Source organism: Streptomyces sp. NPDC002817, from assembly GCF_053592055.1.
On record NZ_JBSFUY010000013.1, the window covers coordinates 123,697 to 150,407 of the forward strand.

19 protein-coding genes are annotated in these 26,711 nt (G+C 70.2%); 8 read left to right on the plus strand and 11 right to left on the minus strand.

The genetic code is table 11. The annotated features are described in order from the left end of the window. Positions 1-204: 204 nt before the first annotated feature. A complete protein-coding gene (locus ACWD3I_RS24510; RefSeq protein ID WP_365398515.1) occupies positions 205-1,635 on the plus strand; it encodes a glycoside hydrolase family 43 protein in 1,431 nt (476 codons plus the stop codon). 65 nt (positions 1,636-1,700) lie between these two features. Here ACWD3I_RS24510 and ACWD3I_RS24515 read toward each other — a convergent pair whose 3' ends face one another. Together ACWD3I_RS24515 and ACWD3I_RS24520 are read right to left on the minus strand one after the other, a co-directional pair. Further along, positions 1,701-3,140, minus strand: a complete 1,440-nt coding sequence (locus ACWD3I_RS24515; RefSeq protein WP_365398512.1) for a sensor histidine kinase — start codon at positions 3,138-3,140, stop codon at positions 1,701-1,703. Next, the gene (locus tag ACWD3I_RS24520; protein WP_365398510.1) at positions 3,137-3,805 is read right to left on the minus strand and encodes a response regulator transcription factor; all 669 of its coding nucleotides are present in this window, start codon (positions 3,803-3,805) and stop codon (positions 3,137-3,139) included. Before ACWD3I_RS24520 ends, ACWD3I_RS24515 begins: the two co-directional genes overlap by 4 nt. A gap of 172 nt (positions 3,806-3,977) precedes the next feature. Between ACWD3I_RS24520 and ACWD3I_RS24525 the strand changes: the two genes are divergently transcribed. After that, entirely contained in the window at positions 3,978-4,652 is a 675-nt protein-coding gene (locus ACWD3I_RS24525; protein ID WP_365398507.1) for a PepSY domain-containing protein, read from the plus strand. A 60-nt stretch (positions 4,653-4,712) separates the two neighbouring features. Here ACWD3I_RS24525 and ACWD3I_RS24530 read toward each other — a convergent pair whose 3' ends face one another. The 7 genes from ACWD3I_RS24530 to ACWD3I_RS24560 form a co-directional block, all read right to left on the minus strand. Then, the gene (locus ACWD3I_RS24530) at positions 4,713-5,477 is read right to left on the minus strand and encodes a hypothetical protein (RefSeq protein ID WP_365398504.1); all 765 of its coding nucleotides are present in this window, start codon (positions 5,475-5,477) and stop codon (positions 4,713-4,715) included. Between the two features lie 54 nt (positions 5,478-5,531). Beyond that, positions 5,532-6,386 carry a hypothetical protein gene (locus tag ACWD3I_RS24535; protein WP_365398501.1) on the minus strand — a complete coding sequence of 285 codons (855 nt, stop codon included), beginning with the start codon at positions 6,384-6,386 and terminating at the stop codon, positions 5,532-5,534. Positions 6,387-6,477: 91 nt separating this feature from the next. Then, a complete protein-coding gene (locus tag ACWD3I_RS24540) occupies positions 6,478-7,323 on the minus strand; it encodes a carbohydrate ABC transporter permease (protein WP_365398498.1) in 846 nt (281 codons plus the stop codon). Continuing rightward, on the minus strand, positions 7,320-8,678 hold the full coding sequence (locus ACWD3I_RS24545; protein ID WP_365398495.1) for an ABC transporter permease: 1,359 nt from the start codon (positions 8,676-8,678) through the stop codon (positions 7,320-7,322). The genes ACWD3I_RS24540 and ACWD3I_RS24545 overlap by 4 nt, the downstream gene beginning before the upstream one ends. A gap of 5 nt (positions 8,679-8,683) precedes the next feature. Continuing rightward, positions 8,684-10,012 (minus strand): ABC transporter substrate-binding protein, encoded by a 1,329-nt coding sequence (locus ACWD3I_RS24550; protein WP_365398492.1) that lies wholly within the window; start codon positions 10,010-10,012, stop codon positions 8,684-8,686. A gap of 51 nt (positions 10,013-10,063) precedes the next feature. Continuing rightward, positions 10,064-11,710 carry a glycoside hydrolase family 13 protein gene (locus ACWD3I_RS24555; protein ID WP_365398489.1) on the minus strand — a complete coding sequence of 549 codons (1,647 nt, stop codon included), beginning with the start codon at positions 11,708-11,710 and terminating at the stop codon, positions 10,064-10,066. Positions 11,711-11,907: 197 nt separating this feature from the next. Beyond that, positions 11,908-13,176, minus strand: coding sequence for an ABC transporter substrate-binding protein (locus ACWD3I_RS24560; protein WP_365398486.1), 1,269 nt, complete (start codon positions 13,174-13,176; stop codon positions 11,908-11,910). Between the two features lie 124 nt (positions 13,177-13,300). On the opposite strand from ACWD3I_RS24560, the gene ACWD3I_RS24565 reads away from it, so the two are divergent. The 4 genes from ACWD3I_RS24565 (at position 13,301) to ACWD3I_RS24580 (ending at position 18,027) form a co-directional block, all read left to right on the plus strand. Then, a complete protein-coding gene (locus ACWD3I_RS24565; protein WP_266883649.1) occupies positions 13,301-13,816 on the plus strand; it encodes a PadR family transcriptional regulator in 516 nt (171 codons plus the stop codon). Continuing rightward, positions 13,813-14,562 (plus strand): ABC transporter ATP-binding protein, encoded by a 750-nt coding sequence (locus tag ACWD3I_RS24570; RefSeq protein ID WP_365398483.1) that lies wholly within the window; start codon positions 13,813-13,815, stop codon positions 14,560-14,562. The genes ACWD3I_RS24565 and ACWD3I_RS24570 overlap by 4 nt, the downstream gene beginning before the upstream one ends. A gap of 4 nt (positions 14,563-14,566) precedes the next feature. Further along, entirely contained in the window at positions 14,567-16,858 is a 2,292-nt protein-coding gene (locus ACWD3I_RS24575) for an ABC transporter permease (protein ID WP_365398480.1), read from the plus strand. Between the two features lie 173 nt (positions 16,859-17,031). Beyond that, positions 17,032-18,027: a ribosome-inactivating family protein gene (locus ACWD3I_RS24580; RefSeq protein WP_365398476.1), complete on the plus strand. Its 996-nt coding sequence runs from the start codon at positions 17,032-17,034 to the stop codon at positions 18,025-18,027. A 119-nt stretch (positions 18,028-18,146) separates the two neighbouring features. Here the strand turns inward: ACWD3I_RS24580 and ACWD3I_RS24585 are convergent, their stop codons facing one another. Then, positions 18,147-21,887, minus strand: coding sequence for an nSTAND1 domain-containing NTPase (locus tag ACWD3I_RS24585; protein WP_365398473.1), 3,741 nt, complete (start codon positions 21,885-21,887; stop codon positions 18,147-18,149). A gap of 262 nt (positions 21,888-22,149) precedes the next feature. On the opposite strand from ACWD3I_RS24585, the gene ACWD3I_RS24590 reads away from it, so the two are divergent. Together ACWD3I_RS24590 and ACWD3I_RS24595 are read left to right on the plus strand one after the other, a co-directional pair. Beyond that, complete coding sequence (locus tag ACWD3I_RS24590) at positions 22,150-22,980, plus strand: NPP1 family protein (RefSeq protein WP_365398470.1); 831 nt, start codon at positions 22,150-22,152, stop codon at positions 22,978-22,980. Positions 22,981-23,432: 452 nt separating this feature from the next. Further along, positions 23,433-24,005, plus strand: coding sequence for a carbonic anhydrase (locus ACWD3I_RS24595; protein WP_365398467.1), 573 nt, complete (start codon positions 23,433-23,435; stop codon positions 24,003-24,005). Positions 24,006-24,451: 446 nt separating this feature from the next. Here the strand turns inward: ACWD3I_RS24595 and ACWD3I_RS24600 are convergent, their stop codons facing one another. Further along, positions 24,452-26,521, minus strand: coding sequence for an alpha-galactosidase (locus ACWD3I_RS24600; protein ID WP_451084183.1), 2,070 nt, complete (start codon positions 26,519-26,521; stop codon positions 24,452-24,454). Between the last annotated feature and the right edge of the window lie 190 nt (positions 26,522-26,711).

Below are 26,711 nucleotides of genomic sequence, written 5' to 3' on the forward strand. Positions count from 1 at the left end.
ACGAGTTGCTCGCGCCGGGGATCAAACCGGCCGGTTCCATTGACGCACGCTTGACCCACATCTATCTTCTGCTCGAACTTGCGAACAGCGTTCGACTTCTCGAACCATGGCCCCTTCCCCCTGTCCTCATCACCCGGCACGACGGCCGGGCCTCACCCGTACGTGCACCCGAACGTGACATTTGCAGAACGACAGGAGCAGTTCATGCGCGCGGTTCTCTCCAGACTGGCAGCAATGCTGGTCGCCGCCGGCCTCCTCTTCACAGCCCAAGTCCTGATCACACCTCAGCGAGCCGCCGCGGCCGACCCGGGTTACCTGATGACGCACTTCATCGGGGAGGGCTCGACCGGTCAGCAGATGTACTTCTCGTACAGCTCGGACGGCCTGAACTGGACCGATCTCAACGGCGGCGGGATGACCCTGCGTTCGACCGTGGGCACGCGCGGGGTGCGCGACCCCGCCCTGGTCCGCTCCCCCGACGGCAGCAAGTACTGGATCATCGCGACCGACCTGTGCATCGGCTGCGGGCAGTCATGGTCGGACTCGACGTCCAACGGCAGCCGCAACCTGGTGGTGTGGGAGTCGACGGACCTGGTCACCTGGTCTCAGCCCTGGCTCCTCAACGTGGCCGGTGCGATTCCCGACGGGCGCAACGCGTGGGCACCGGAAGCGATCTGGGACCCGTCCGCCAACAACTACGTCCTGTACTGGGCGACGAACGCGACCCTCAACGGCGTACTGAAGCACCGCATCTACTACGCCCGCACCACCGACTTCCGCACGATCACCACCCCGCAGCTCTACATCGACCGTCCCGGCACGCAGGGCATCATCGACACGCAGATCGTCGAGGTCCCCTCCGGCACCGGTGACTACCGCTACGTGCGGGCCTCCGGCGACGGCCAGATAACGATCGAGGGCAGCAACTCGATCCTCGGCACCTGGACCAGCCTCGGAAACCTCTCCGGCATCGGCCTCACCGGCTCGCAGGTCGAGGGCCCGATGTGGATGAAGTTCCGCGACCGCAACGAATGGACCCTCTACCTCGACCAGTACGCGGCCGGAAAGGGATACATGCCGGTCACGACGACCAACCCGTCCGCCACCGGTACCTACAAGCTCCCGACGTCGGGCACCTACTCCCTGGGCGGCACCAAGAAGCGCCACGGCTCGATCCTGAACCTGACGGCCGCCGAGGACGCCCGGATCCAGGCCCGCTGGGCCAACGTCGCGGGCAAGCGGCTGCAGTCGTTCAACTTCCAGGACCGCTACGTCCGGCACGCCAACTTCGACGTGCGCATCGACCAGAACATCACCAGCCAGGACGCCCAGTTCCGGCCCCGCCCCGGCCTGGCCGGCACCGGCACCGTCTCCTTCGAGTCGGTCAACTTCCCCGGCTACTACCTGCGCCACGACGGAACCGACTTCCAACTCGTCCACAACGACGGCACCACCGCCTTCGCCGAGGACGCCACCTTCCGCCAGGTCGCCGGACTCGCCGACGCCACCTGGTCCTCCTTCCAGTCCTACAACCACCCCGACCGCTACATCCGCCACTACGCCTTCCAGCTCAAACTCGAGCCCATCACCACCGCCACCGCCCGCAGCGACGCCACCTTCCGTCTGACGAGCTGACCCGGCCGAGGTGCCGGCGCCCTCCGCCCAGCGGAGAAGGCGCCGGCATCCCATCGCCGTCGTCATCATTGTCCGCGGCGCCGGCGGAGCGGCAGCCTCAGTTCGAACAAGGCACCTCCCCCGGGAGCGTCACTGACCGTCAGTGTGCCTCCGTGGCGTACGGCGATGTCCCTCGCGATGGCCAGGCCCAGACCGGCGCCGCCGTCGTCTCGGGCTCGGGACTCGTCGAGACGCACGAAGCGCTCAAAGATACGGTCGCGGTCGGCGAGGGGGACGCCCGAGCCGTCGTCGGCGACCTGGAGAACCACCTGGTCGGCGGCCGTGCGCAGGGTGACGGCGACGCGATCACGGGCATGCCTACGGGCGTTGTCCAGGAGATTGCCGAGAACCCGGCAGATCTGGCTGCGGGAGCCGTGCACCTCCACGGACGCCACGCTGTCGAGGGTCACTCCGTCCCGGGAGGACACTTCCTCCGCCACGACCGCCGCCAGGTCGAAGCGAGCGTCCGGCGGGGGGCGCTCCCCCGCGTCCAGGCGGGCGAGCAGCAACAGGTCGGCAGCGAGGGTCTGCAGTCGTACGGTGTCCTCGACAGCCCCGTCCAGGTCCAGCAACTCCGCGTGCGCGGCGCCCACTTCGAGCTGGGTGCGCAGGGACGCGATGGGGCTGCGCAACTCGTGCGAGGCATCGGCGACGAACGCGCGCTGCCGTGCGACCGAGGTCTCCAGCGCAGCGAGGGTCTCGTTCGTCGTGCGGGCCAGGCGGGCGATCTCGTCGTGGGTGCCCGGCTCGGGGACCCGCCGCGACAGATCCTCGGAGGCCATGATGGCGGCCATCTCGGCACGGATGCCCTCGACCGGGCGCAGCGCCCGCCTGGTGACGACGTACGTCACCCCGCTGACCGTCAGCAGCAGCAGCGGCAGCCCGATGAGCATCGTCGTCAACGCGACGTCGACGGCCTCCTCCTGGATGGACAGCGGGGCGCCCGCGTAGACGGTGAGCAGGACACCTCCCGACGTGATCACGTCGACCGCGGCGAACCGGTACTTCGCCGTCACCCCCTCGACGGTCGCGGTGCCCTCGCCGTACCAGGTCTCGTCGGTGACCTCCCCGGTGGTGAGCGCGTCGTTGTCCTCCGTGTCCCGATCGCCCTCCGCCTTGTCGTCGGCGTCGTCGTTGGTCTCGGAGTTCAGCCGGTCCGAGGCGGCGGCGGTCACGTTCATGCCCTCGACGTCCTCGCCGACCGCGACGGGCTTCTCGTCCCGGTCCAGGACCTCGACGGGGTTCTCGTCGCCGTCCGGCAGGTTCAGTTGGTCGTACGCGAACCCGTTCGCCAGCGCCGAGGCGGCGTTGCGAGCGACGGAGTCGGCCTCGGCATCCGCCTTGTCGGTGAGGGTGAACCGCAGCGAGAGCACCACGGCGGTGCCCGCCGCGACCAGGGCGATGGCGACGACGACCGTCGCGGCGAGGGTGGCGCGCGCCCTGACCGAGCGGAGACGGCGCTTCACGGGCGGACCTCCAGTCTGTATCCGGCCCCACGTACCGTCTTGATGAGCGCGGAGCCGAGCTTGCGGCGCAGAGTGCTGATGTAGACCTCGACGATGTTCGGGTCGCCCTCGTACGCGAAATCCCAGACGTGCTCCAGGATCTCGGACTTCGACACGACCTCACCGGCTCTCATCGCGAGCTGCTCGAGGACGGAGAACTCCTTCGTGGTCAGGGTGATCTCGTCCTCGGCGAGGAACACCCGCCGGGCCGCGGTGTCGACCTTCAGATCGCCGACCGTGTGCACGGGCGAGGCTCCGCCCGCCGGCCCGCGCCGCCTCAGCAACGCCTTCACCCGGGCGACGAGGACGACATAGGAGAACGGCTTGGTGAGATAGTCGTCGGCACCCGTGTCCAGGCCCTCCGCCTCGTCGTACTCGCCGTCCTTGGCGGTGAGCATCAGGATCGGCACGTCGTGGCCGCCGGCGCGCAGGGCTGCGCAGACACGGTAGCCGTTCATGCCGGGCAGCATGATGTCGAGGATCACCAGGTCGTAGGCCCCCTCGCTCGCCCGGTGCAGGCCCTCGGTCCCGTCGTGGACGACGTCCACGGCATACCCCTCGGCCGTCAGACCCTTGGCCAGCGACAGCGCGAGCCGCTTCTCATCTTCCACGATCAACAGACGCATGCGCTCAGCTTGGCAAACCGAACCTGAAGACGCCTTCAGGGGGCTTCAGCTCTGCTTCAGTGTCGGTCGGCCAGATTGAGTCCCGTCGACAGCAGACGAGGCGGACAAGCCGACTGCGACCGACGAACACCACTGTCATTCGTTGCAGTCGTTCACATTCTGGAGGAACCCCATGAAGCGCAACACCGTCATCGCCACCGTCGCGGCCGTCGCTCTGATCGGCGGCGGCACCGCGGCCGCCATCGCGGGCTCGGATGACGACGGAGGGCCGGCGAAGAAGACCGTGGCGGTGACGAACGACGTCAACGACACCGATGGCACCGCCCAGAACGGGGCAGGGGACCAGTCCACCCGCACCACGGACGAGGCCTCCGAGGACAAGGCCGAGAACTCCGCCGCGGCGAAGGCCGGACAGATCACGGCCGCGGACGCGATCAAGGCGGCGCTGCGGCACACGACGGGTACGGCGGTCTCGGCCGACCTGGACGACGAGGGCACGACCCATGTGTGGGAGGTCGATGTGCTGGCCAAGGGCGGTACCTGGCACAGCGTCCAGGTGGACCCGGCCGACGGCAAGGTCCTCGGCTCGCGCACCGAGAAGAACGACGACGGTGACGACGCCGCCGAGACCGCGCAGATCCGTGCCGCCCTGAAGGGCACCTCCGTGAGCGCCGCGGAGGCCGCCGAGGCCGCCGCCGCCAAGGGCACGGTGACCTCCGTCGACCTGGACGAGGAAAGCAGGGACCATGCCTGGGACGTCGACACCACCGCCGCCGACGGCACCGGCAGCGAATGGCACGTGAACCCCGACTCCGGCAAGGTCACCGCCGACCGCTCGAACGACTGACCAAGGCGCACGCGATCAGGCCCAGGGGTTGGCCGCCTCGGCCGATGACCGATACCCGGCCTACGCGGAGGCCGCCTTGGCTACCAGGCGCTTTCGCCACTCCTGAAGGCGCTTCATCTCGTAGTCGCCGAGGTTCTCGTCGATTCCGTAGATCGTCCCCCGCTCGGCGGCGATCTCCTCGTCCAGCAGATCGAGGGCCTCTTGGACCTGGCCGTCCAACTCCAGTGCCGTGACCAAGGCGTTGCGGATGGAACGGGTCTCGCTCCGCCGCTTCGGCCCGAAGGCCTGGGACTCGGCGTACAGGGCGCGCAGCAGGCGTACCGCTTCGGCCGGTTGGCCGCTCTCGGCGAGGAACTGGGCGAGGATCGACCGGCAGCGATGGGTGTCGGCGTGATCGGAGCCCAGCACCCGCTCGGAGTCCCCCAGGACGGCCCGCGCCTCGGTGACGGCTCCGTCCAGGTCGCCCACCCGGCGTCGGTGCCAGGCGAGCGAACGGCGCATCCTCAGGGTTTCGGGGACGTCGGCCCCGAACTCCGCTGTTCGTTCCGCCACGTCCGCCTCGGACAGTCGTAGGACGTCGGCATGACGGTCTTCGTCAGTGAGCCACATGCACATCCTTGAGCGGGCAGCGAGGGTGTCCGGGTGCCAGCGGCCCAACTCCCGGGTGAGGCAAGCGACATCCTCGAACACGTCCGGCCAGTTGCGCGACTTCGGCCGCTTCATATGCCGAAAGCGCCGCTTGACCCGCCAGGTGCCCAGGGTGCGGCGCGGCCGGCGCTGCTTCTCGACAGTTCCCTGACCGCTCTCGTGATCCCCCATCGCCATGGGCCGACCGTACCGTCACGGAACGCCGGGTCACATAGCGCGTCGAGCCGCCCGTCAGACCCAGTCGAAGGCGGCCGGTTCCCGCAGGAAGGACACGAACACCGAGTCGTCGCCGTCCGGACGCGCAGGGTCGTGGAGCACCTGCACCACGCCACCCTGGACCAGTACGGACGCATCGCGGTACTTGCGCGTCACCCAGCGGCGCGTGCCGGCGGCGTCGACGTAGGTGACCGTGGCGGTGGCCCCCGCGACGTGCCGCCCACCGGAGTCGTCGCTGGAGTGGTGGATACGCAGCTCGCTGATGGTCCCGGTGGTCCGCAGCCCCTCGATCAGCAGCCGGTCCCGGGTGGCGGCGCTCGCGGCACTACGGCGCTGGGCCCGGATGGCCGACCACACCAGCAGCAGCGAGAGCGTGACGAGGAGGCCGGGCAGCCAGAGGTCGGCGTAGTAGAGGATCCACTGCCCCCAACCCCAGGGGTCCGGCGGCTCGTAGTCCGTCACCACCCAACCGACGCGGTCCGCCTCCACCCAGCCTCGCGACGCGACAGCGACGCCCAGGGCGAAGACGGCGACGCCGATCGCCAGCGCCCATCCGCCGCCGCCCCGTGCGGCCCGGTAGCCGTCGAGATGGTGGGCGCCCACCGGCAGCCCCAGGCCCACCAGGAGCATCCCCGCGACCATCCCGACGACGACGAGCGGGACCGAGACACCGGAGACGTGGGTGCCGGACGGCGCGTTGAGGGAGATCGCACGCAGCGCGTCGAACCACAGGGAGACGGGCAGAGCGAGCACGAAGGCGCCCGCGGCACCGAGGACGAACCAGAACACGCCCATACGCAGCGCCGCCGGATTGCCCACCTGGCGATCACGCTTCTGGCGTCGGCGCACTGCCGGGTCCACGGTGTCCATGGCGCCTCCTGAGGTGCAGGTCGGCGCGATCGCCGGGGAATCATCGTACTGAACTGATCAGGTGATGCCGGGGCGTGGGCCGGCTGACCCCCTACTTCACGGATCCGGCCATCACCCCTTGGACGAAGTGCCGTTGGAAGGCGAAGAACACGACCACCGGCACGATCAGGGACAGGAAGGCGCCGGGCGCCAGCACGTCGATGTTGCTGCCGAACTGCCGTATCTGCGACTGCAGTTCCACGGTCAGAGGCTGCGCCGAGCTGTCCGCGAAGAGGAGCGCCACCAGCATGTCGTTCCACACCCACAGGAACTGGAAGATGGCGAGGCTCGCGAGGGCGGGGCGCCCCACCGGCAGGACGAGCTGGATGAAGATGCGCCACTCGGTGCCGCCGTCCATGCGGGCGGCCTCCAGCATCTCCCGGGGTATCTCGGCGAAGTAGTTCCGCAGAAGGAAGATCGCGAAGGGCAGGCCGTAGGAGACGTGGAAGAGAACGACGCCGGGGATCGTGCCGAACAGCCCGAGCTGGCCGAAGAGTTTGGCCACGGGCAGCAGGCCGATCTGCACCGGCACCACCAGCAGGGCGACGACGAGCAGGAAGAGTGCGTCGCGGCCGGGGAAGTCCAGCCACGCGAAGGCGTATCCGGCGAGCGCGGCGATCACCACGACGAGCATCGTCGTCGGAACCGAGATCAGCACGGTGTTCCAGAACGCCCGCGTGATCCCGGAGTTCTCCAGCAGCGCCGTGTAGTTGTCGAAGGACAGCTGTCCCGGGCTGGTGAACGTCGTCCACCAGCCGCCCTTGGCCGTGTCCTGCGTGGAGCGCAGGGACGACAGGAGCAGTCCGGCGAGCGGGGTGAGCCAGATCAGTCCGACGACCACGAGGACGGCCTGGACCACGCTGTTGGCGAACCCGCGCCGGAGCGCATTGAGGTTCATCGCTGACTCCCTCGGAAGCGGCGGACGTTGAAGACCATGGCGGGGATGACCAGGAGCAGGAGCAGGACGCCGAGGGCACTGCCGAGACCCTGGTCGTTGCCGCCGCCGAAGGACACGAGCCACATCTGCGTGGCCAGCACGGTGGCGTCCTCCTGCACGGGCCCTGGCGCGATGATGTAGACGAGGTCGAACACCTTCATCACGTTGATGACCAGGGTCACGAAGACCACGGTCAGCACGGGCGCGAGCAGGGGCACGGTGATCCGCCGGAAGATCTGCCACTCGTTGGCGCCGTCCATCCGGGCGGCCTCCAGCGCGTCCCGGGGCAGCGTCGACAGGCCGGCGCCGATGAGGACCATCGCGAAGCCGGTCCAGATCCACAGGTAGGCACCGATGATCGCCGGGGTGACGAGCGCCGGGCCGAGCCAGGAGATGCCTTCGTAGGGCGGGGCGAAGTTCGAGCCGGGGAGGGTGACGGTGTACGAGCCCGCGTCGAGGCCCGTGAAGCGGAAGGAGCCGTCGGTGGCGGTGGTCGTGCTCGCGATCGTCTTCCCGTCGCGCACCGCCTCGACCTGCATCTGCGGCAGTCCGCTCTCGCGCGGGTCGACCACCCCCTGTTTGCCTCCTCCGCCGGGGGTGAAGTCCAGGTAGACGACGCCGCGCAGTTCGTCCGCACCCGCTGTCCGGGCGGCGGCCGCCTGGGCGGGCCGCGCGTCCTGGGGCAGTTCCTTGGGCGCTACGCCGACCAGTCCGAGAGAGAGCGTGTCACCCGGTGAGACGCTCGTGCTCGTGCGGTACGAACCGTCGGCGTCCTCGGTCAGGCCCTGCCCGTCGCGGGCGCGAGCGGTCGGGTAGGAGGAGGTGCCTTGGAAGGCGTCGTGGATGCCGACCACCGCCGCGTTGAGGACGCCCTTGTCCGGGTCCTCGTCGTAGGCGAGGCGGAAGATGATGCCCGCCGCCAGGAAGGAGACGGCCATGGGCATGAACAGCAGCAGTTTGAACGCCGTGGCCCAGCGGACCTTCTCGACGAGTACGGCGAGGATCAGTCCCAGGCCCGTGAGCAGGGCGGGGGCCACGACCACCCAGATGATCGTGTTGCGGAGCGCTGTGAGGGTGGCCGGGTCGCGGAACATCTCGGTGTAGTTGTCACCGCCCACGAAGCGGGTTCCGGAGGCGTCGAAGAAGCTGCGGCCGACCGTGAACAGCACCGGGTAGAGGACGAGGGCACCGAGCAGGAGCAGCGCGGGGAGGACGAAGAGGAGGGCGATGGTCCGCCCCCGCCGCCGGGCGCGCCGCTTGTGGGCGACGGTTCCGGCGGCGGGGGGACCGCCCGCCTTCGTGAGCGTGGCGGTCATCGCGATCAGTCCTTGTAGGCCTTGGCCGCGGCGGTCTCCAGCTGGGCCGCGGTCGCCTTGGGGTCGGACGGGTCGCGCAGGAAGTCCTGGAGGATCTTCCACTCGCCTGCGCCCTTGGTCCCGCCGAACGCGGCCGGTGCCTGGTCGGACATGTCGAAGCGGACTGAATCCCCGGCGGCTATGAGGGACTTGGCGGTCGTGCGGGTGACGTCGTCGCCGTAGGAGGCGAGGTCGAGTCCCTTGTTCGGGGAGAGGAAGCCGCCCGTCTTCGCCCACACGGCGGCGGCCTCGGGGGTCGCCAGGTACTCCAGGAGGGCCATGCCGGCCTTGGTGTTCTTGCCGTCCTTGAGGACGACGGCCGCGTCGCCGCCGCTGACCACGGGTGCCTCGCCGCTGCCGACGGGCGGGAACGGGAAGAAGTTGGCGTCCTCGCCGATCTTCCGGCCGAACTGGTCCTTGGCGACACCGGCGACGAAGTCGCCCTCGTAGACCATGCCGGCCTCGGGTTCGGGTCCGAAGACCTTCTCGACGGAGCCCGGGAAGTCGGTGTTGAGGGCGCCCGTCTGTCCGCCCGCCAGGAGCTGCTTGTCCTTGAAGAGCTTGCCGAGGGTGGTGAGCGCGTCGACGACGCTCTGGTCGGTCCACCTCAGCTGGTGCGTCGCGAGGGCGTCGTACTTCTCGGGGCCGGCCTGGGAGAGGTAGACGTTCTCGAACCAGTCGGTGAGTGTCCAGCCGTCCTGTCCGGCGACGGAGAAGGCGGCGAGGCCCGAGTCGGAGATGGTCCGCCCGGCCTTCAGCATCTCGTCGTACGTCTTCGGGGGCTGGACGCCGGCCTGGTCCAGGGCGTCGGGGCTGTACCAGACGGTCGACTTGTGGGCGGCCTTGAAGTACAGGCCGTAGAGGGTGCCGTCGACGCTGCCGTAGTCCTTCCACACGCTCGCGTAGTTGGCGTCGACGGACTTGCGGGTGGCCTGGGACAGCGGCTTGAGCCAACCGCTCCGGGCGAACTGCTGGAGTACGCCGACCTGCGGGACCATCACCACGTCGGGGGCGTTGCCGCCCTCGATCTTGCTGCCGACGACGGTCGAGACGTTGTCGCCGGTGGAGACGAACTGGGTCTTGGCGCCGGTCTTCTCGGTGAAGGCGTCCAGCACCTTCTGGAAGTTCTTCTGTTCGCTGCCGGACCAGACGCCGGCCACGGAGACCGTCTGGCCGCTGAACGCCTGGTCGCCGCCGCCGGCGGAGACGGGGCCGCCGCCACCGCAGGCGGTCGAGCCGAGCGCCAGGACGAGTGCGGTGCAGCCGGTGAGCAGGGCGGTACGTCGTCGCATCATCGTTGATGTCCCTTCGGGGAGGGTGATTGCCGGGGTGGAGGGGTGTGGGGCTCAGGAATCGGTGTCGTCGCCGATCCACCAGGCGGCCGTGGAGCCGGGGAGCACCCCGGCCGGGCAGGGGCCGCTGGACAGCAGGGGGGTGCCGGAGACGGGCGCCGGCGTGGGCGTCGTACCGAAGTTGACGGCGCAGACGAGGCCGTCGCCGCGGACGAAGCCGAGGACGCCTGGCTGGGTGTCCAGCCAGCGCAGCGCGCCCTCGCCCAACCGGGGTAGCGCGGATCGCAGTTGGAGGCCGTCGCGGTACAGGTGCCAGAAGGAGCGGGTGTCGGCGAGGGCCCGGTCGGTGGCGTACTCGGCGAAGTAGTCCGGCTGCGGCAGCCAGGGTTTGGCGTGCTCGACGCCCGAGGTGAAGCCGAAGGGCGAGGCCTGTCCGGACCATGGCAGGGGTACCCGGCAGCCGTCGCGGATGCGGGCGCGGCTGCCGGTGCGGTGGAAGATCGGGTCGGTGAGCACGTCGTCCGGCAGGTCGACGACCTCCGGCAGTCCCAGCTCCTCGCCCTGGTAGATGTACGCGCCGCCGGGCAGCGCGAGCATCAGCAGGGCGGCGGCCCGGGCGCGGGCGGCGCCGAGTCCGCTGCCCTCGGGGGCCGGTTCGCCGTAGCGGGTCACGGTGCGGACCTGATCGTGGTTGTTGAGGACCCAGGTGACGGTCGATCCCGTTCCCGCGATGTCCTGCATGGCCTCGGAGATGACCTTGCGGAAGGCGTCGGCGTCCCAGGAGGCGCTCAACAGGTCGAAGAAGAAGGCCTGGTGCAGCTCGTCGGGGCGCACGTACTTCGCGTGTTCACGGGCTGTGGGGACCGAGACCTCACCGACCAGGAGCCGTTCACGGCCGTCGCGCGCCGTGTACTCCTCGCACACCGCGCGCCAGCGGCGCCACACTCCGTGCACCTCCGGCTGGTTCCAGGCGAGAGGGTTGACGGAGTCACGCGTACGGGCGTCGGCCTCGGGGTCCGGCGAGTCGGGCAGCTCAGGGTGTTTGAAGAGCCCGGCGGCGACGTCGATGCGGAAGCCGTCCACGCCGCGGTCGAGCCAGAAGCGCAGGACGCGGTCGAACTCGGCACCGACTTCGCGGGCGCGCCAGTTCCAGTCGGGCTGTTCGGGGGTGAACATGTGCAGGTACCACTGGCCCGGACGGCCGTCCGTCTCCGTGACCCGGGACCATGCGGGGCCGCCGAACATGGCGTGCCAGTTGTTGGGCGGCTCGGCCCCGTCGGGGCCCTGGCCGTCGGCGAAGTGGAAGCGGGCCCGGGCCGCGCTGCCCGCCTCGGAGGCCAGTGCCTCGCGGAACCACGGGTGGTCGCTGGAGCAGTGGTTGGGAACGATGTCGAGCAGCACCCTGATGCCCAGCCGCCGGGCGGCCGCCATCAGCAGGTCGAACTCGGCGAGGTCCCCGAAGAGCGGGTCGACGTCGCAGTAGTCGGCGACGTCGTAGCCGTGGTCGTGCTGCGGCGAGGGGTAGAAGGGGCTCAGCCAGATCCCGTCGACACCCAGTTTCTTCAGGTAGGGCAGCCCCGCGCGGACTCCGGCGAGATCGCCGACGCCGTCGCCGGTGCTGTCCAGGAAGCTGCGGACGTACACCTGGTAGATCACTGCATCACGCCACCAGTGCGGCGTGTCGATGTGCTTGGAGCTCACCCCATGGACCTGTCTGTGCGGGCTGACTGTTATGCATGCATGTTAGGTAGCCGTTTCACATGGGTGTCAATGAACTCGCAGCAGCAATCAAGACAGCGGGTATCTATATACGGATATAGGAGCCCTAAACGAAGGGGGGCGAGACCACGGCGTTACCTAACATGTAGGTAGGAGGGGAAGGAGAGACGGCAGAGCTCTCAGCCGCGGCGGGCGATCTCCGCCAGCTCCCTGGCCAGCCGTCGCACCGCCGCCGCGGGAGTCGTGTGCCCGGTCATCGCGTCGTGGACGACCGCCTGCACCACCAGACTCACCTGGTCGTAGCGAGGGCTCTTCGGGCGCGGCGCGGCCGCGAGGACACTGGCACGCAAGGTCGGCAGGTACGGGAACTTCCGCACCAGTTCCGGGTCCTCGTACAGATCCGCGCGGACGGGAGGCAGCGCGCCCTTCTGGAGAACCTGCCGCTGGACTCCCTCACTGGTGAGGTAGGCGATCAGGCGCGCGGCGGTCTCCGGATGCGCGGCATGTGTGGTGACGGCCAGGTTGGACCCGCCGAGCACACTGGTTCCGGGCCCGTCGGGACCCGGCAGAGGTACGGCGCCGACCTTGCCGGCGACCGCGGAACCCGCGGCGGACGCACTGACGTACGCGTAGGGCCAGTTGCGCAGGAAGAGCAGCCGCCCGTCCTGGAACGCGCGCCTGGACTCCTCCTCCGTGTACGTCAGCGCCTCCTTGGGCACCCAGCCCTCCCGGACGCCCCGGGCGAGGAACCCGATACCCTCCCGGGCGGCCGAGCCGACGGTGACACGGTCGCCCTCGTCGCCGAGGATCGTGCCCCCCGCCGAGTACACGGCCTCGGCCGCGTTGACGGTGAGTCCCTCGTAGGGCAGGAACTGGCCCGCGTAGCCGTCGAGTCCGTGCCTGGGCGCGATCGTCTTCGCGTCGCGCTCCAGCTCGGCCCAGGTGCGGGGCGCCGGGACGCCCTCCGCGGCGAGGATGTCCTTGCGGTAGAGGAGCAGGCCCGCATTGGTGACGTACGGGACGGCGTACAGCTGTCCGTCGTACGTCGCCGTGTCCACGACCGGCGGGAGGAAGCTGCCCAGCGGGAAGCGGTCGCGTGGCAGCGGGCGGATCCAGTCCGCGGCGGCGAACTCCGAGGTCCAGGCGACGTCGATGTTGAGCACGTCGAAGCGGCCGTGCCCCCCGTCACGCAGGTCGGTGATCATCTGGGCGCGGGTCTCGTCAGGGGAGTCCGGCAGTTCGACGAGGGTGACCCGCTCTGCGGGGTGGGCACGGTTCCACCCCTGGAGCAGCGAGCCGAGGTAGCCGGTCAGGTCGCCGCCCGTGGCCAGGGTCAGCGGTCCGCGGCCCCGGGAGCCGCCGTCGGCGTGGGCACCGGTTCCGCCGTAACCGGCCAGGACCACCGCGAGGACGAGAAGGCCCCTACCGGCGGCGTGTATCCACCGCATAGGTTCCTCCCTGTACACCGGCGCTGGGCTCCCTCGCCCGGAATCAGAGGCCATGTATACCTGTTAGGTATGGGCGATACTAGGGCCTGGACCACACTACGAGGCTGCGAGGAGGACAGCACGAGTGCGCCTGCCCCTCCTGGCACTGCTGGCACGCGGCCCGGCCCATGGCTACGAGCTCAAGCAGGACCTTGAGCAACTGCTGGGTGCCGCGTACCCTCAGCCGAACATCGGCCAGATCTACGTGACCCTCGGCCGCCTCGAGAAGTCGGGACTGATCGAGGGCGAAGAGGTCGAGCAGTCGAGTCGGCCCAACAAGAAGATCTACCGCCTCACCGACGCCGGGCAGGAGACGCTGCTCGCCTGGTACGAGGAGACGGCCGACGAACCGCGGGTACGGGACGAGTTCTTCATGAAGTTCGCGCTCGCCCCGCAGACCGGTCTCGCCGACCAGATAGACCTGATCAACAAGCAGCGACGCCACTACCTGAACACCATGCGCAACCTGTCGAAGCTCGTCACGGCCGAGAACCGGGACAACCGGATCGCCCATCTGTTGGTCGAAGGCGCCATGCTGCACCTCCAGGCCGACCTCGACTGGCTGGAGCGTTGCCAGGAGGAACTGGAGGAGCCGGAGTGAGCGACACCCCCACTCCTGTGCTGCGCGCCGAAGGCCTCGTCAAGACCCACCACGGCGAGGGCGCGCCCGCTCACGCCGTACGCGGGGTGGACCTGTGTGTGCGGCAGGGCGAATTCGTGGCCGTCACCGGCCCTTCCGGCGCCGGCAAGTCGACCCTGCTGCATCTGCTCGGCGGGCTGCATCGACCGGACAGCGGCAGCATCTGGCTGAACGGCGAGCGCGCGGACGCCTACAGCGAGGCGCGGTGGGCCGTGGAACGCCGGCGCCGGATCGGCATCGTCTTCCAGTTCTTCAACCTGGTCTCCAACCTGTCGGTCGCCGACAACGTCGAGCTGCCCGCGCTGCTGGCCGGGGTCTCCCCCAGGCAGGCGCGCGCGAAGCGGGACGAACTGCTGACCGAGCTGGGTCTCACGGGCAAGGAGCGGAGCATGCCGGGCGAGCTGTCCGGCGGCGAACAGCAGCGGGTGGCGCTGGCCCGGGCGCTGGTCAACCATCCGCCGCTGCTGCTCGCCGACGAGCCCGCGGGCAGCCTGGACAGCAAGGGCACCCGCGAGGTGATGCGGCTGCTGTCCCGTTTCCACCGGCGCGGCCAGACCATCCTCCTGGTCACGCACGACGCACGGCTGGCGAGCGCCGCGGACCGGGTGATCAGCTTCTTCGACGGCCGGATAGCCGACGACGCACGGCTGGACGGCACGCCGTCACCGAGCACGGACGCCTCCGCCGTGCTGCAGCTGAAGGACTGAACCGATGCGAGCCACCTTGCGCTGGGCGCACTCGGACCTGCGGACGCATCGCGGCGAGGCGCTGTTCCTGGTGCTCGCCACCGTCGGCATCGTCACCTCCCTGCTGCTCGCGGCGGCGCTCTTCGGCTACGCGACCAACCCTTGGCAGCGTGTCTTCACACAGTCCCGGGGCGCACACGTGTGGATCCATACGGAGCCCTCCTCCAAGGTGTCCGATCTCGCCCGGCTGGACGGCGTCGAGGCCGTCGCGGGTCCCTACCCCACGGCTTCCGCCACCGTCACCTCCCGTGGCTCCCGCGCCTCCGTCGAACTGCGCGGCACGACCCGACAGCCCGCGATCGGCCGCCCGTTGCTCACCTCGGGCCGCTGGCTGGACCCGGCGATGCCCGACGGCGTGGTGCTGGAGAAGAGCCTCGCGCGGGCGCTGCTGGCCGAGCCGGGAGACGCGCTGACACTGCCCGGCGGGACCGGCCCGCTGACCGTCCTGGGCATCGCCGACAGTGCCGAGCCGCAGTACCGCCGAGGCGAGCGGTCCGGGGTGGTCTGGGCGCTCCCGTCCGCCGTACCGCACGCCGACTCCGACGGCCAGGTGATCGGACTGCGCCTGACCGACCCCGAGGACACCGACTACGCCGTCCAGCGCGCCGTCACCGTGCTCGGCGCCGGCGCCGTCGGCGAGGTCTCCACCTGGCGGCAGGCCCAGTCCGAGGCACAGGGCGACGACCGGCTGCTCGGCCAGATACTGGGCCTGTTCGGCCTCGGCGCACTGGTCGCCGCCGGTCTCGCCGTGCACGGGGCCATCGGCACCCGCATCCGAGGCCATCTGCGGGACATCTCGGTCCTCAAGGCGATCGGTTTCACACCGGGCCAGGTGGTACGTGTCTTCCTGCTCCAGCACCTCGCGTACGCACTGCTGGGTGCCGTGGCCGCGGCAACGCTCACACAGGCGCTGGGCAGCCGGATGCCCGGGCGCCTCGGGGACGCGGTCGCCATGTGGCAGGGGCTGCCGGGGCACGCCATGACACTGGTCGCGGTTCCGGTGGGTGCGGTGCTCTTCATCGCGGCGACCACCGGGCTCGCGGCCTGGCGGGCAGGACGGGTGCCCCCGGTTCCGGTACCGCGGACCGCCGCACCGGCCGCCGGACGCCTGTCGGGCCTGGCCCGCCGCGCCCTCGGCCTGCGGCTGCCGCCCGCGCTGGTCCTCGGCTGGCACAAGGCGTTCACGCGCCGCACGCGCTCACTGGCCACGATCGCCCGACTCGCTTTGCCGCTGCTGCTGATCGTGGTGGCGATGAGCGCGTGGACGACCATGGACCGCTTCCACAGCAGACCGGAGCAGATGGGGCTGGCGGCCGCACTCACCGTCCGCGCCGACGACGCGTTGAGCGACCCGGCCACTCGCACGCTCCTGGCCCGCAGTCCCGAGGTCGCCGCCGTCTATCCGGGCGTCGAGGTGGCGGCCCTGGTGCCGGGCCAGACCGCCACGATCGCTCTGCGCGGCCTCGGCACCCGGAAGGACCCCTACCCCTACACATTGGCCGAGGGACGTCTCGCCCACGGTCCCGACGAGGCGGTCGCCGGGCAGGGACTGCTGGATCTGCTGGACGTACGCGTCGGCGACTGGGTGCGCATGACCGTGTCCGGCCGACCCCAGATCCTGCACATCGTGGGCCGCAGCATCGAACCCGAGAACGCCGGCCGGGTCATCTCCACATCGCTCGACACCCTCCAGGAGAACGACCCGACGCTCCGGCCGATGCTCTATCAGCTCCGGCTGCGGGCCGGTGCGGAGCCGCACCAGGTCGCCACCGACCTGGCGGCCTCGGCCGGTCGCGGACAACTGGACGTGCACACCGTGGCGAACCCCGCCGACGGTCTGCCGCCGCTGCGCGCCGTCGTGGTCGGTCTGCTCGGAGTCCTCGCCCTCATCGGACTCGTCGATCTGCTGACCGCGATCGGCGGCAGTGTGCGCGAGGGCGAACGGGACCTGCTCGCGCTCAAGGCGATCGGACTGTCACCCCGGCAGATCACCGCGATCACCGTCACGGCCACCGGTTGCACCGCCCTGGCCTCGGTGGTGGTCGCCATGGTGGTGGGCGTCCCCCTTGCGCACTGGTTGATCGACGCCCAGGGCCGGTCGAACGGGATCGGGGCCGGGATCGCGCACGGCCCCTCCCCCATCATGCTGTCGGCCTTCGCCGCGGCGGCGGTCCTGGGTGCCCTCGCCCTTTCGGCGCTGCCGGCCGCCCGCGCCTCCCGCCGCCGGTTCGCGGACACGCTGAGCGGCGTCGCGTAAAGACCTCGGCACGTGCCTCTTGGAGATACGAGCAGGCAGCGCCCCTGACAATTCAACCAACGGTTGTGGTTTGACTGCCCCCATAAGGAGACGTGCCGGACAATTCTCCGGCTGCCAAGGTCTGTCGGGACAAGGCCGGATATCCCGGCACTCCTACCTCCGGAGAGTGGCACATGTCCCACCCAGATCTCACGACCTCGCCCGCGCAGCGCAGGCACCGCACCCGCAGGAACACTGTCGGAACGATCGTCGCCACGGTCGTCCTGGCGATCTTCGCCACCCTGCTCGGCCCGCTGGGCGTGGTGCAGAGCGCGAGCGCGTGGGCGCCGGACAAGGGCAGTGTCGCCCGTTGGAAGGTCGGTGACCGCACCGGCTACGCCGCGTTCATCAATGCCCTGCGCGAAGCCATCAGACACGGAAGCGCCGCGATTCCGGGCACCTCGCGGCAGATCACCCACACCAACCCGGACAGTCGCGACTACATCAACGTCGACGTCGAAGAACAGCACAGCCAGCGATTCGTGACACTGCGGCTGCGCGCCTCGGACCTGTATCTCATGGGCTGGTGGGGCGGCGCCCGCGGCCACGAGCAGTACCACTACGTAGGCGAAGCGCACGGCCAGCAGATGCCTGGGGTCCCCGGCGACGGCGACCACAACAACCTCGCGCCGGTACAGGCACCCTTCGGGGAGAACTACGTCGACCTCGAGCGTCAGGCCGGAGCCTCGCGCACCGAGATCGACTACAGCCAGGGCGCGTACAACGGCGCAGTACTCGCACTGATCCACGCCCCCTCGAAAACCACCGACAGGGCCGAGGTCCGTCGGCAGGCCCGCTCGTTTCTGATCATGGTTCAAGCACTCTCGGAAGCCGCCCGCTTCAGGCCCATGGCCAACTTCAACACCGCGTCCCAGGTGGACCATGCCCACAACAAGCTCGACGGCCGCTACGTGTCGATGCAGAACCGGTGGAGTGAGTTCAGCGCGGAGCTGAACGACATGGAGGCCACGGGCGCGCACAGGCAGCCGGAGAACGCCCTGACCCAGTGGATCTGGGAGTGGATACCCGACCGGAATACGTTCGACTGGGTGCTCGTGCCTCTCACTGACCCGCGCGTGTTCACGGTTTTGCTCATGACCGTCAAGGGACCGCCCAAGAAGAAGGGCTGACGAGCGGTATCAGCTCCCCCGGGCGTTGGTCGTCGGCGGAATCCCGTCGACGGCCAACGCCCGCTCCCGGTTCTTCACGAACTCCCGGTTGCCGTTCCGCCTCCCTCGGGCGGGCCACCTCAGGCGCACACCCTGCGGTAGCGGATCTCGGGGAGGTAGGCCCGCCACTGGGCTACCGTCAGGCTCTTCCCCCGGGCTCGGGTGCAGACCTGCCGCGCCGATCGGTCTGTGTCCACCGCATACCGCTGCAGCGGTACATGCGCCCCACCGGCGTACAACGTATGACTGTCCGCGCTGAAGGCCAGGGTGTCGATGCTCTCGCCCGGAGTCGGAAGCGGGCCACCGAGAGGCTGTTGAGTCGCGGTGTCCCACAGTTGGAGTGTGCCGGCGTCGCTGCCCACCGCCAGAGTGCGGCCGTCGGGGCTGATGGCGAGCGACCGCACAGCTTCAGGGGTTCCGCCGAACGGGGCTGGGAAGAGGTTGCGCAGGACACCCGCCCGGTGGCGTACGTCGCCGTCCCACAGGGCCACCCGACCCGTCCGGTCGCCGGCCGCCAGGGTACGGCCGTCCGGGCTGAACGCGAGGGCGCTGATCTCATCGCCCAGCACAAGGTCCTGGGCCTGCAGTTGGCCGTCGGATACGCGGGCCACACGGTTGTCGCCGGCCACCAGCCCTCCCTTGGAACTGACCGCGATGTGGGCGCTGGACAGGCGGGTGTCGGTGCCGGCGTACACACGTCGGCCGGTCGTCAGATCCCAGACCTCGTTGCGCAGTCCGGCGGTCGTGGGCGTGCGGGTGGTGTAGAGGTTACGGCCGCCCGCGGCGAGCGCCACATTGGTCAGCGCCGCGTCTGGCTCCGACCGCGCCAGGTCCAGAGTCGTGCGCTCGCGTCCCCCCTTCGTGGTGTCCCAGATCGTGAAGCGCAGGGGAGCCGCCGGGTAGCCGGGCGCGGACATCCCGTACGCGAGGGTCTCCCCGTCGGGACTGAAGGTCATCAGCGGTTTCGTATGCTGCGGTACGACCGGACTGGCGGGGTCTCGAGACACGGGTACCGGTGGTGACGGCAGTCTCTGCACCAGACGGCCGTCCCGGGTGTCGTGGAGTTCGAAGCGGTACGTCAGCCCGGTACGCGACGCCGTCACCAGCATCCGGCCGTCCGGGCTCAGCCGCACGCCCGCCAGCGGCGACGCCCGCCATGCCGGTGTCGTCGCTGCCGACAGGTCGAGCGTGTGGACCGTGCCCCCTTCCAGGTAGCGCAGGAACGGGCGGCCCGGGTCCCAGGCGAGGCAGTCGTAAAGGTGCTGATTGTTCAGCGAGTGCCGGAACACCGGGGTGCTCGGATCCGAGAGCCGCCAGACCCGGACCTCGCCCGCGTCTGCCGTGGCCAGAAACCTCCCGTCCGCGCTGATCGAGACGTAGCCCGCGCCGATGGTGTGCACCTCGGCCACATGACGACGCGACCGCGTGTCCCAGACGTCGACGCCGTGACCGGAGACCGTCGCGAACCGGGTGGCCGTGCCGAAGCCCAGCGCCGATCGGTCGGAGCAGATCCGGCCTGCCCCGTCCCACGCGCCGGAAAGCCTGCGACGGCCCACGACGTCCCACACCTGCGGAGCGTGGCCCGGCGGGCAAAGGGCCACCAGGTGGTCGTCGGGGCTCGGCGCCACATGGGTCCGGTCGGCCCGGCGCGTCTCGAAGAGCAGGCGGTTGTCCGTGACCGAACGGAGCTGGACGCGGTCGCTGCCGGTTCTGCCCGCCAGATACGTGCGGCCGCTCGTGCCGACACCCACGTCCGGCAGTGCGCGGTTCGGGCGGGCCCCGGTCCAGCGGCCGGTGGCCGTGTCCCACAGCCGTATGCCTGCCGCGCCCTGTGAGACGACGAGCAAACGGCCGTCCCGCCCGACCGCGGACACCTCGCCCCCGGGCAGTCGGCCCCGACCGATGCGGCGGTGCGTGACCACGTCCCACCTCTCCCAGGCACCACCCTTGACGGCGAGCAGGCCGCGGCCGGAGTCCACGAGGAAACGCTGGGAGCCGTAGCCCGGGGCAGGGTCGGTGAAGCTGTCCGGTTCGGCCTGCGAGACGGAGCCGAGCAGGGCGCGCCGGGTCTCGGGCAGCGGGGCGATCTTCCAGGCGGCGGCACCGAGCAGCAGCGCGGTCCGCGGGTCGGTGGCGCGCAGGCCGTCGGCGACGGCGGCGATCCGGCGAGCGGTGTTCTCGGTGCGTTGCAGGGTGTTGTCCCGGTGCTGCCGTACGGCCACCAGAGCGACCACCAGCACCGTCGCCAGGACCGCCGACAGCGCGCCGACCAGCATCCGGCCGCGGCGTAGGGAGCGTTTGCGGGCCGCCCGTTCCGCCTCGCGGGCATCGAAGGCGGCCATGAGGAAGGTGCGCTCCACCGCCGTCAGGACGGGATCGGTCCGGAAGGACGGGAAATGCTCCTGCGCGCGTTCCAGGCGGCTGCCCCGGTACAGGTCACCGGGGTCGCGGTCGTGCTCCAGCCAGGTGCGGGCAGCCTCGGTCAGCCGACGGTGGTGCCGCAGGCGTTCCCGGTCCTCCTCGATCCAGCCGTGCAGCCTCGGCCACCCGGTGATCAGCGCCTCGTGGGCGAGCTGGACGCCGTCCTCATCCACGGTCAGCAGCCGGGCACGGGCCAGCCGCTCCACCACGTCCGGCACCCCGGGGTCCGCGAAGTCGTCCAGGTCGTCCCAGGTCAGGGGCCGTCGGGTGTCGGGGGTGCCCTGCCCCGGCTCGACCATACGCATCAGCAACTGACGGGCGGTGCGGGAGTGGGCCGGGGACAGCCTCCCGTACGCCTCCTCGGCGCTCGCCGCGATCGCGCCGCGCACTCCGCCCGCCGCCTGATAGGCGGCCAGGGTCAGCAGGCGGGCTCTACGCCGCCGCCATGTCTCCAGCAGGACATGGGAGAGCATCGGCAGCCCGCCCGGCTCGTCAAGGACGTCGTCCACGAGCCGGGAGGTCAGTTCCCGCTCGACCAGGTGCCCGACCGTCTGCGCGGGCTTGACGATCGCGTCCCGCAGTTCGTCCGCCGTCATCGGGCCGAGCAGCAGCCCCGCGTCGTCCAGGGCCTCCGCCAGCCCACGGTGCTCGGCGCAGCGGGCGTAGAAGTCGGCCCGTACCGCGATCAGGACCCGCAGCCGGCTGTCCGGGGCACGGGCGGTCAGCAGCAGGTCGATGAAGCGGGAGCGCTCCCGCCGGTCCCGGCACAGGGTGAAGATCTCCTCGAACTGGTCAACCACCACCCAGCTCTCGGGTTCGCCGGGCATGGGCGCCAGCAGATGCCCGTACGTGGTCGCGGGCCGGGCTCCGGGCGTGAGCACGCGCAGCACCGACGGACAGTCGCGCCGGCCCATCTCCTCCCGCAGGCGCGGGATGAGACCGGCCCGCAGCAGCGAGGACTTGCCGCTGCCGGACGCCCCGAACAGCACCGCGAGCCGGCGGTCGCAGACCAACCGCTGCAGCCGGTCGACCATCCGGTCGCGGCCGAAGAACACCGCGTGGTCGTCCGGCTCGAAGCGGGCGAGGCCCTGGTAGGGGGACGGAACGTCCGCCGGATCCTCCCGGCCCGCCCGGTCGAGCTCCGCCTCCACCTCCTTCCAGCGAACCTCCCACGCCCCGAGGTCTCCCCCGCAGGCCCGTACGTACCCCTGGATCACGGCGAGCGAAGGCAGCCGCTCCCCGCCGGCGGCATGGGCCAGCGTCGTCGACGAAAAGCCGGCAGCTGCCGCCATCGACCGGTACGAGGGGCCGCCCGCCGCCCGGCGGAGCTCCCGCAATGCCTGGGCGAAACCTTGAACCGGGCCGGCCTTCGGGTCCAGCGGTCGCTCGGGACGTCCCACGGGCCACCTGCTTCCACACAGTCAATGAAAACGATATTCAAGTGCTGAACCTACGTTTCGCCCTGTCTGGGCGTAAAGCGACTCAGGATGTGAGGTTGCCGACCTCCGCGCGATGACGCCGGACAATCCCGTCGACCAGGCGACTTTTGTCAGCCCCGATGAAGAGAGGTGCCTGACAACCCTCCGGTCGGTGAATGTCGGTCTCGCCCCGCCCCATTCCGGCGCGGCACCCCCGTCAGCCGAACATCTGGAGAGCATCCGCATGTCCCAGCCACCCAAGACCCGGAGCAAGTCCCGGTTCCGCAAGGCCGTCGTCGTCGCCGCCGGCGCAGCAGCCCTGACCGTCGGACTGTCGGGCAGCGCGTTCGCCGCGGCCCCGGACCCGCTGCCCTACCAGGCCTCCGCCTTCCAGGACAAGTACCAGCCGCTGCTCGACTACGACCACGACGGCTGCTACCCCTCCTCCGCCGTCGACAGGAGCGGGCACCTCAACGGCGGCCTCCGGACGGTCGGCGACCCCGGCGGCGACTGCCGCTACATCGGCCGGGCCAACACCTACGTCCGCACCGCGTGCGACGCCAACTGGTGCGCGTACATGTACGCCCTCTACTTCGAGAAGGACCAGGGCACGTTCGCCGGCCATACCCACGACTGGGAGAACGTCGTGGTCTGGCAGAAGCGCGGACAGGAAGCGCCGTCGTACGTGTCCACCTCCGCACACGGCGGTTACAGCAGCAAGGCGTTCAACCGGATCGAGCGCTCGGGCAACCGTGCCCACATCGTCTACCACCTGGACGGCGCCGCCACCCACGCCTTCCGCTTCGCGAAGACCGGCGAGCAGCCGGAGGCCGTCAAGGGTGTCTGGGACCGGCCGGCCCTCGTCGCCCTGGACAAGCTCAGGTCGAGCAACCGCACGGCGTTCGACGCGTTGTGGAACAGCAACTGGATCCCCGAGGGCCTGAAGGACGGCGCCAACTTCCCGCTCCAGGACAGGGACACGCACTTCAAGACATCCCTGGACCGGGCGTGGAAGAACGTGAACTCCAGCCTCGGAAACCCCATCCCCACGTTCAACCCGAGCACCAGCCTCTGACCGCGCCCCTGAACGGCGGCCGCCGACGCCCACTCACCAGGTGTCGGCGGCCGTTGCGCAGACGCGGTGGTCTCGCCCCACGGCCCGCATCGCGACTCCGAGCCGTCGGGACAGCAGTGCCTCGCTGCCGGGCGGTTGAGGGCGGGAGTAGAGGCATCAGGCCCACACCACATGTCTTCTCCCCAGGGCGAGCCCGACTCATAACCCCAAGGTCTTCAGACCGAGATCCGCACGTGACAGGAAGAGCAATGACCACAGGCAGCACTGGACAACAGCATCGCCGAGCCATAATCACCGGAGGCGCGGCGGCAACGGTTGCTCTGATCGCCGGTTGTTCGTCGAAGTCGGAGAGTCCGCACAAGCAGTCGGCCGGAACCGCCGCGGCGGCCAAGAGCGCCTCGCCCACCGCGAGCGCCCGCCCGGACTCGCCCGGGTCTGCCTTCGCAAGACTGATGGACGGCAACAAGCGCTGGGTGAAAGGGACGTTGCAGCACCCCGACCGGGACCCGGCGCGCCGCGAGTTCGTATCCCAGGAGCAGGACCCCTACGGGGTCATCCTGTCCTGCATCGACTCTCGGGTCCCACCAGAGCTCCTCTTCGACACCGGGCTCGGCGACCTGTTCGTCCTGCGCACCGGCGGCCAAGTGGTCGGGCCGGTGGTCACCGGATCCGTCGAGTACGGGCCCGTGACCTCGGGGACCCCGCTGATCATTGTCCTGGGACATCAGCGCTGCGGCGCCATCAAGGCGGCATACGAAGCCATGCGCGACGGCAAGAAGCTGCCCGGCAACCTCCAGGCGATCTCCGACGCGCTGAAGCCTGCGTACGAGTCGACCGTCAAGGCGAAGGCCGCCGACCCGGTCGACACGATGATCCGCGTCCACGTCAAGCAGACCGCTGCCGACCTGAGGTCCAACAGGGACCTCGCGCCGATGGTGAAGAAGGGCGACCTGGCCGTGGTCAGCGCCTATTACTCGCTCGACACCGGCCGGGTCGAGGTCCTCACCGGCGCACCGTCCGCCTGACCGGACCGAGGTGCTGTGGTCGACGGGTCCGCATGACAGGAGGTCTCTGGAGTCTGCTCTGTCGACCTGCCGTACTTGTGACCGGACTTGGCGGGTGTGTCGGCGTCCTCGCTCGACAGCTCCGGGCCTGTGGTGGTCGGCCGGGCACGGACACGATTACCTGCACCCGCCCCCGACACAGGCCGGGGACACCGAGCGGGCGGTGCCGCCGCCCGATGCATCAGGCGGCTCGGCAAGGGGCGATGGAGGGTTCGGCGGCGAACAGTCCGGCCAGGTGCAGTACCCGGACTCGGTGACATACGCGCCGGTTGAGCCGACCGCACCGGTAGACGCCCATGGGCCAGGACTCCGACGGCTTCGCCCCCCTCTTCAGGGAGGCGGCCGCCCCCAGCAACTCGGCAGCCTTCCGGCGAGACCTTCGCGCCTGGACGCGGTAGCCCCGGGCGTCATCGCGACGGGTCCACCGCGTCCGAGCTCAACCGGAGGAGAACGGCGGTGTTCTCACGCGGCAGCGAGACGGTGAGCAGCCCCGCGTCCGCGTCCCACTTCACGGCGGCATCGGCTGTCGTCGGATGCAGCACCGTGGGCTGCACATGAGCGCCCCGCAGATGGGGGATGGTGAGGGTGCGGTCGGTGTCGGCGGACGGGTCGGGTGTTCCCCCGTTGCCAGGTTCCCTTCTCCAGACCGTGACGAACGTGGCGCCTTGACCTCGTAGTCCATGGGCGAGCCATGCGTCGTCCCAGGCGGGAAGCCCCAGAGGCCAGAACGGGCGCGCGCCGCCGAGCTCCGGCCGGAGCTCCTTGTAGACGGAGATCGCCGAGCGGACGAGGCCGGCCTGCTCTTCGCTCATCAGGTTGATGAAACCGGAGAGGTGGACGCGGCCGAGCAGCGCCCCGGTGAGGGTGAAGGCGATCTCGTCGAGGGTGTGGTGCGGCTGGGGGTAGGCCCAGACCGCGGACTGCTCCGGCGTCACGGCGGTGGCGGCCGCGGCGGCGATGGGCGGGTAGCGCAGGAGGTCCTGCTGGTCACTGGTGGACTGCAGCTGGGCCACGGCCAGCTGCGCGTAGTCCATGCGCAGGCCGCCCGATCCGCAGTTCTCCAGGACGAGATCGGGATGCCGGTCGAGCAGCGAGGCCATCCAGTCGAGGTGGGCACGGTGATGCCCGAGCAGACCGGCACCCGGGCTCTCGGAGCCGTTCTCCGTGCCGGGGCCGATGTTGATGTTGTAGTCGAGCTTCAGGTAGCCGACGCCCCACTCGCCGACCAGCCGGTCCACGACCTCGTCGAGATGGGCGCGGGCGGCCGGGTGACGCAGGTCCAGATGGTGCCGCCCGTGTTCGGTGACGCGCAGACCGCCGCGCCGGAAGAACGCCTCGGGCGGCAGCGTGCCGGCCAGGGGGCTGCGTACGCCGACGACTTCGGGTTCGAGCCAGAGTCCCGGGGTCATCCCGTGCGCCCTGATGGCGTCCAGGACCTCCAGCAGACCGCCCGGGAAGCGGCGGGCAGCGGGCTCCCACGCGCCGACGGCGTCCCACCAGCCCTGGGCGTCGTCGTCGTACCAGCCCGCGTCGATCACGAACACCTCGGCACCGGCCGCACCCGCCGCCTCGATCAGCGGCAGGAGCCGTTCCGTGGTGGGGTCGCCCATCAGGGTGTTCATGTAGTCGTTGTAGATCACCGGCAGCGCGAGGCGGTCGGGGTGATCGCGGCGGATGCTCCGGCGGTAGTCGGTCAGTTCACCGAAGGCCGCGTCCAGTCCGCCGCTCTCCGTGTGGACGAGGACGGCCGGGACGGTGTGGAACTCCTCGCCGGGGGCCAGGGTGTGGTGCCACTGGTGGTGGGCGTCGTCGGGACCGAACAGTGCCACGTAGGCGGCACCTTCGCGCTCCCCGGTCTCGAAGCGCCAGCCTGCGCTGGACTCGATCTGCCACAGCCAGGCGCGGCCTTCGCTGTCGGTGAGGCCGGCCACGGGGAGGTGGCGGCCGGTGGACCAGCTTCCCTGCGAGTACCGCTCGAAGCAGCCCCGGCCTTCGTGGCCGTGTGCGGAGCGGCTCAGCGGGACCACCCGTTTGCGGAACGCGTCCTGGCGCCACCGGCATTCGGCGAGCCAGTCGTTGTCCGCCCAGTGCAGGGTCAGGTCGTCGAGGCCGCCGTCCGTGTCGACGATGCCGCCGAGGGTCAGGGTGGAGACGCTCTCCAGCCGGAGCGCTGTGCCGCCCTCGTTGGCCAGGCGCACGCGGGCCCGTAGGAAACCGCTGCCCGGACGTGCCTCCAGGGTGACGTCGGCGACCAGCCCGGTCGCGGAGTCCGCCAGCCGGATCGTCGTACACTCCCGGCCGCGGTCCTGGACCGTCTCATGGCTCAGGTAGGTCAGGCGGTCACCGATGGCCGTCTCGATGAAGCGTTCTCCCGACCACATGCGTCCGTGGCCGGTGGCGGTGACCTCGACCAGGGGGACCAGGCCGGCCCAGTCCTGGCCGGGTCTGCCCAGTCTCACCGCTCCGGTGTCATCCATGACGGCGTGCAGACCGAGTTCCGGATGCGACCAGACCCGGGACACCTCGGCAGCTTCGACGGCAGCGGTCAACGCGATTCCCCTTCCGGGATGATTCGGTCCTGCGGTTGGTTTTCGTGGAGTTGATCTGCGAATTCACCCTCGGGGCGGTGCGGATGTGCCGCACCGGCGAATGTACCGGGGTGATAAC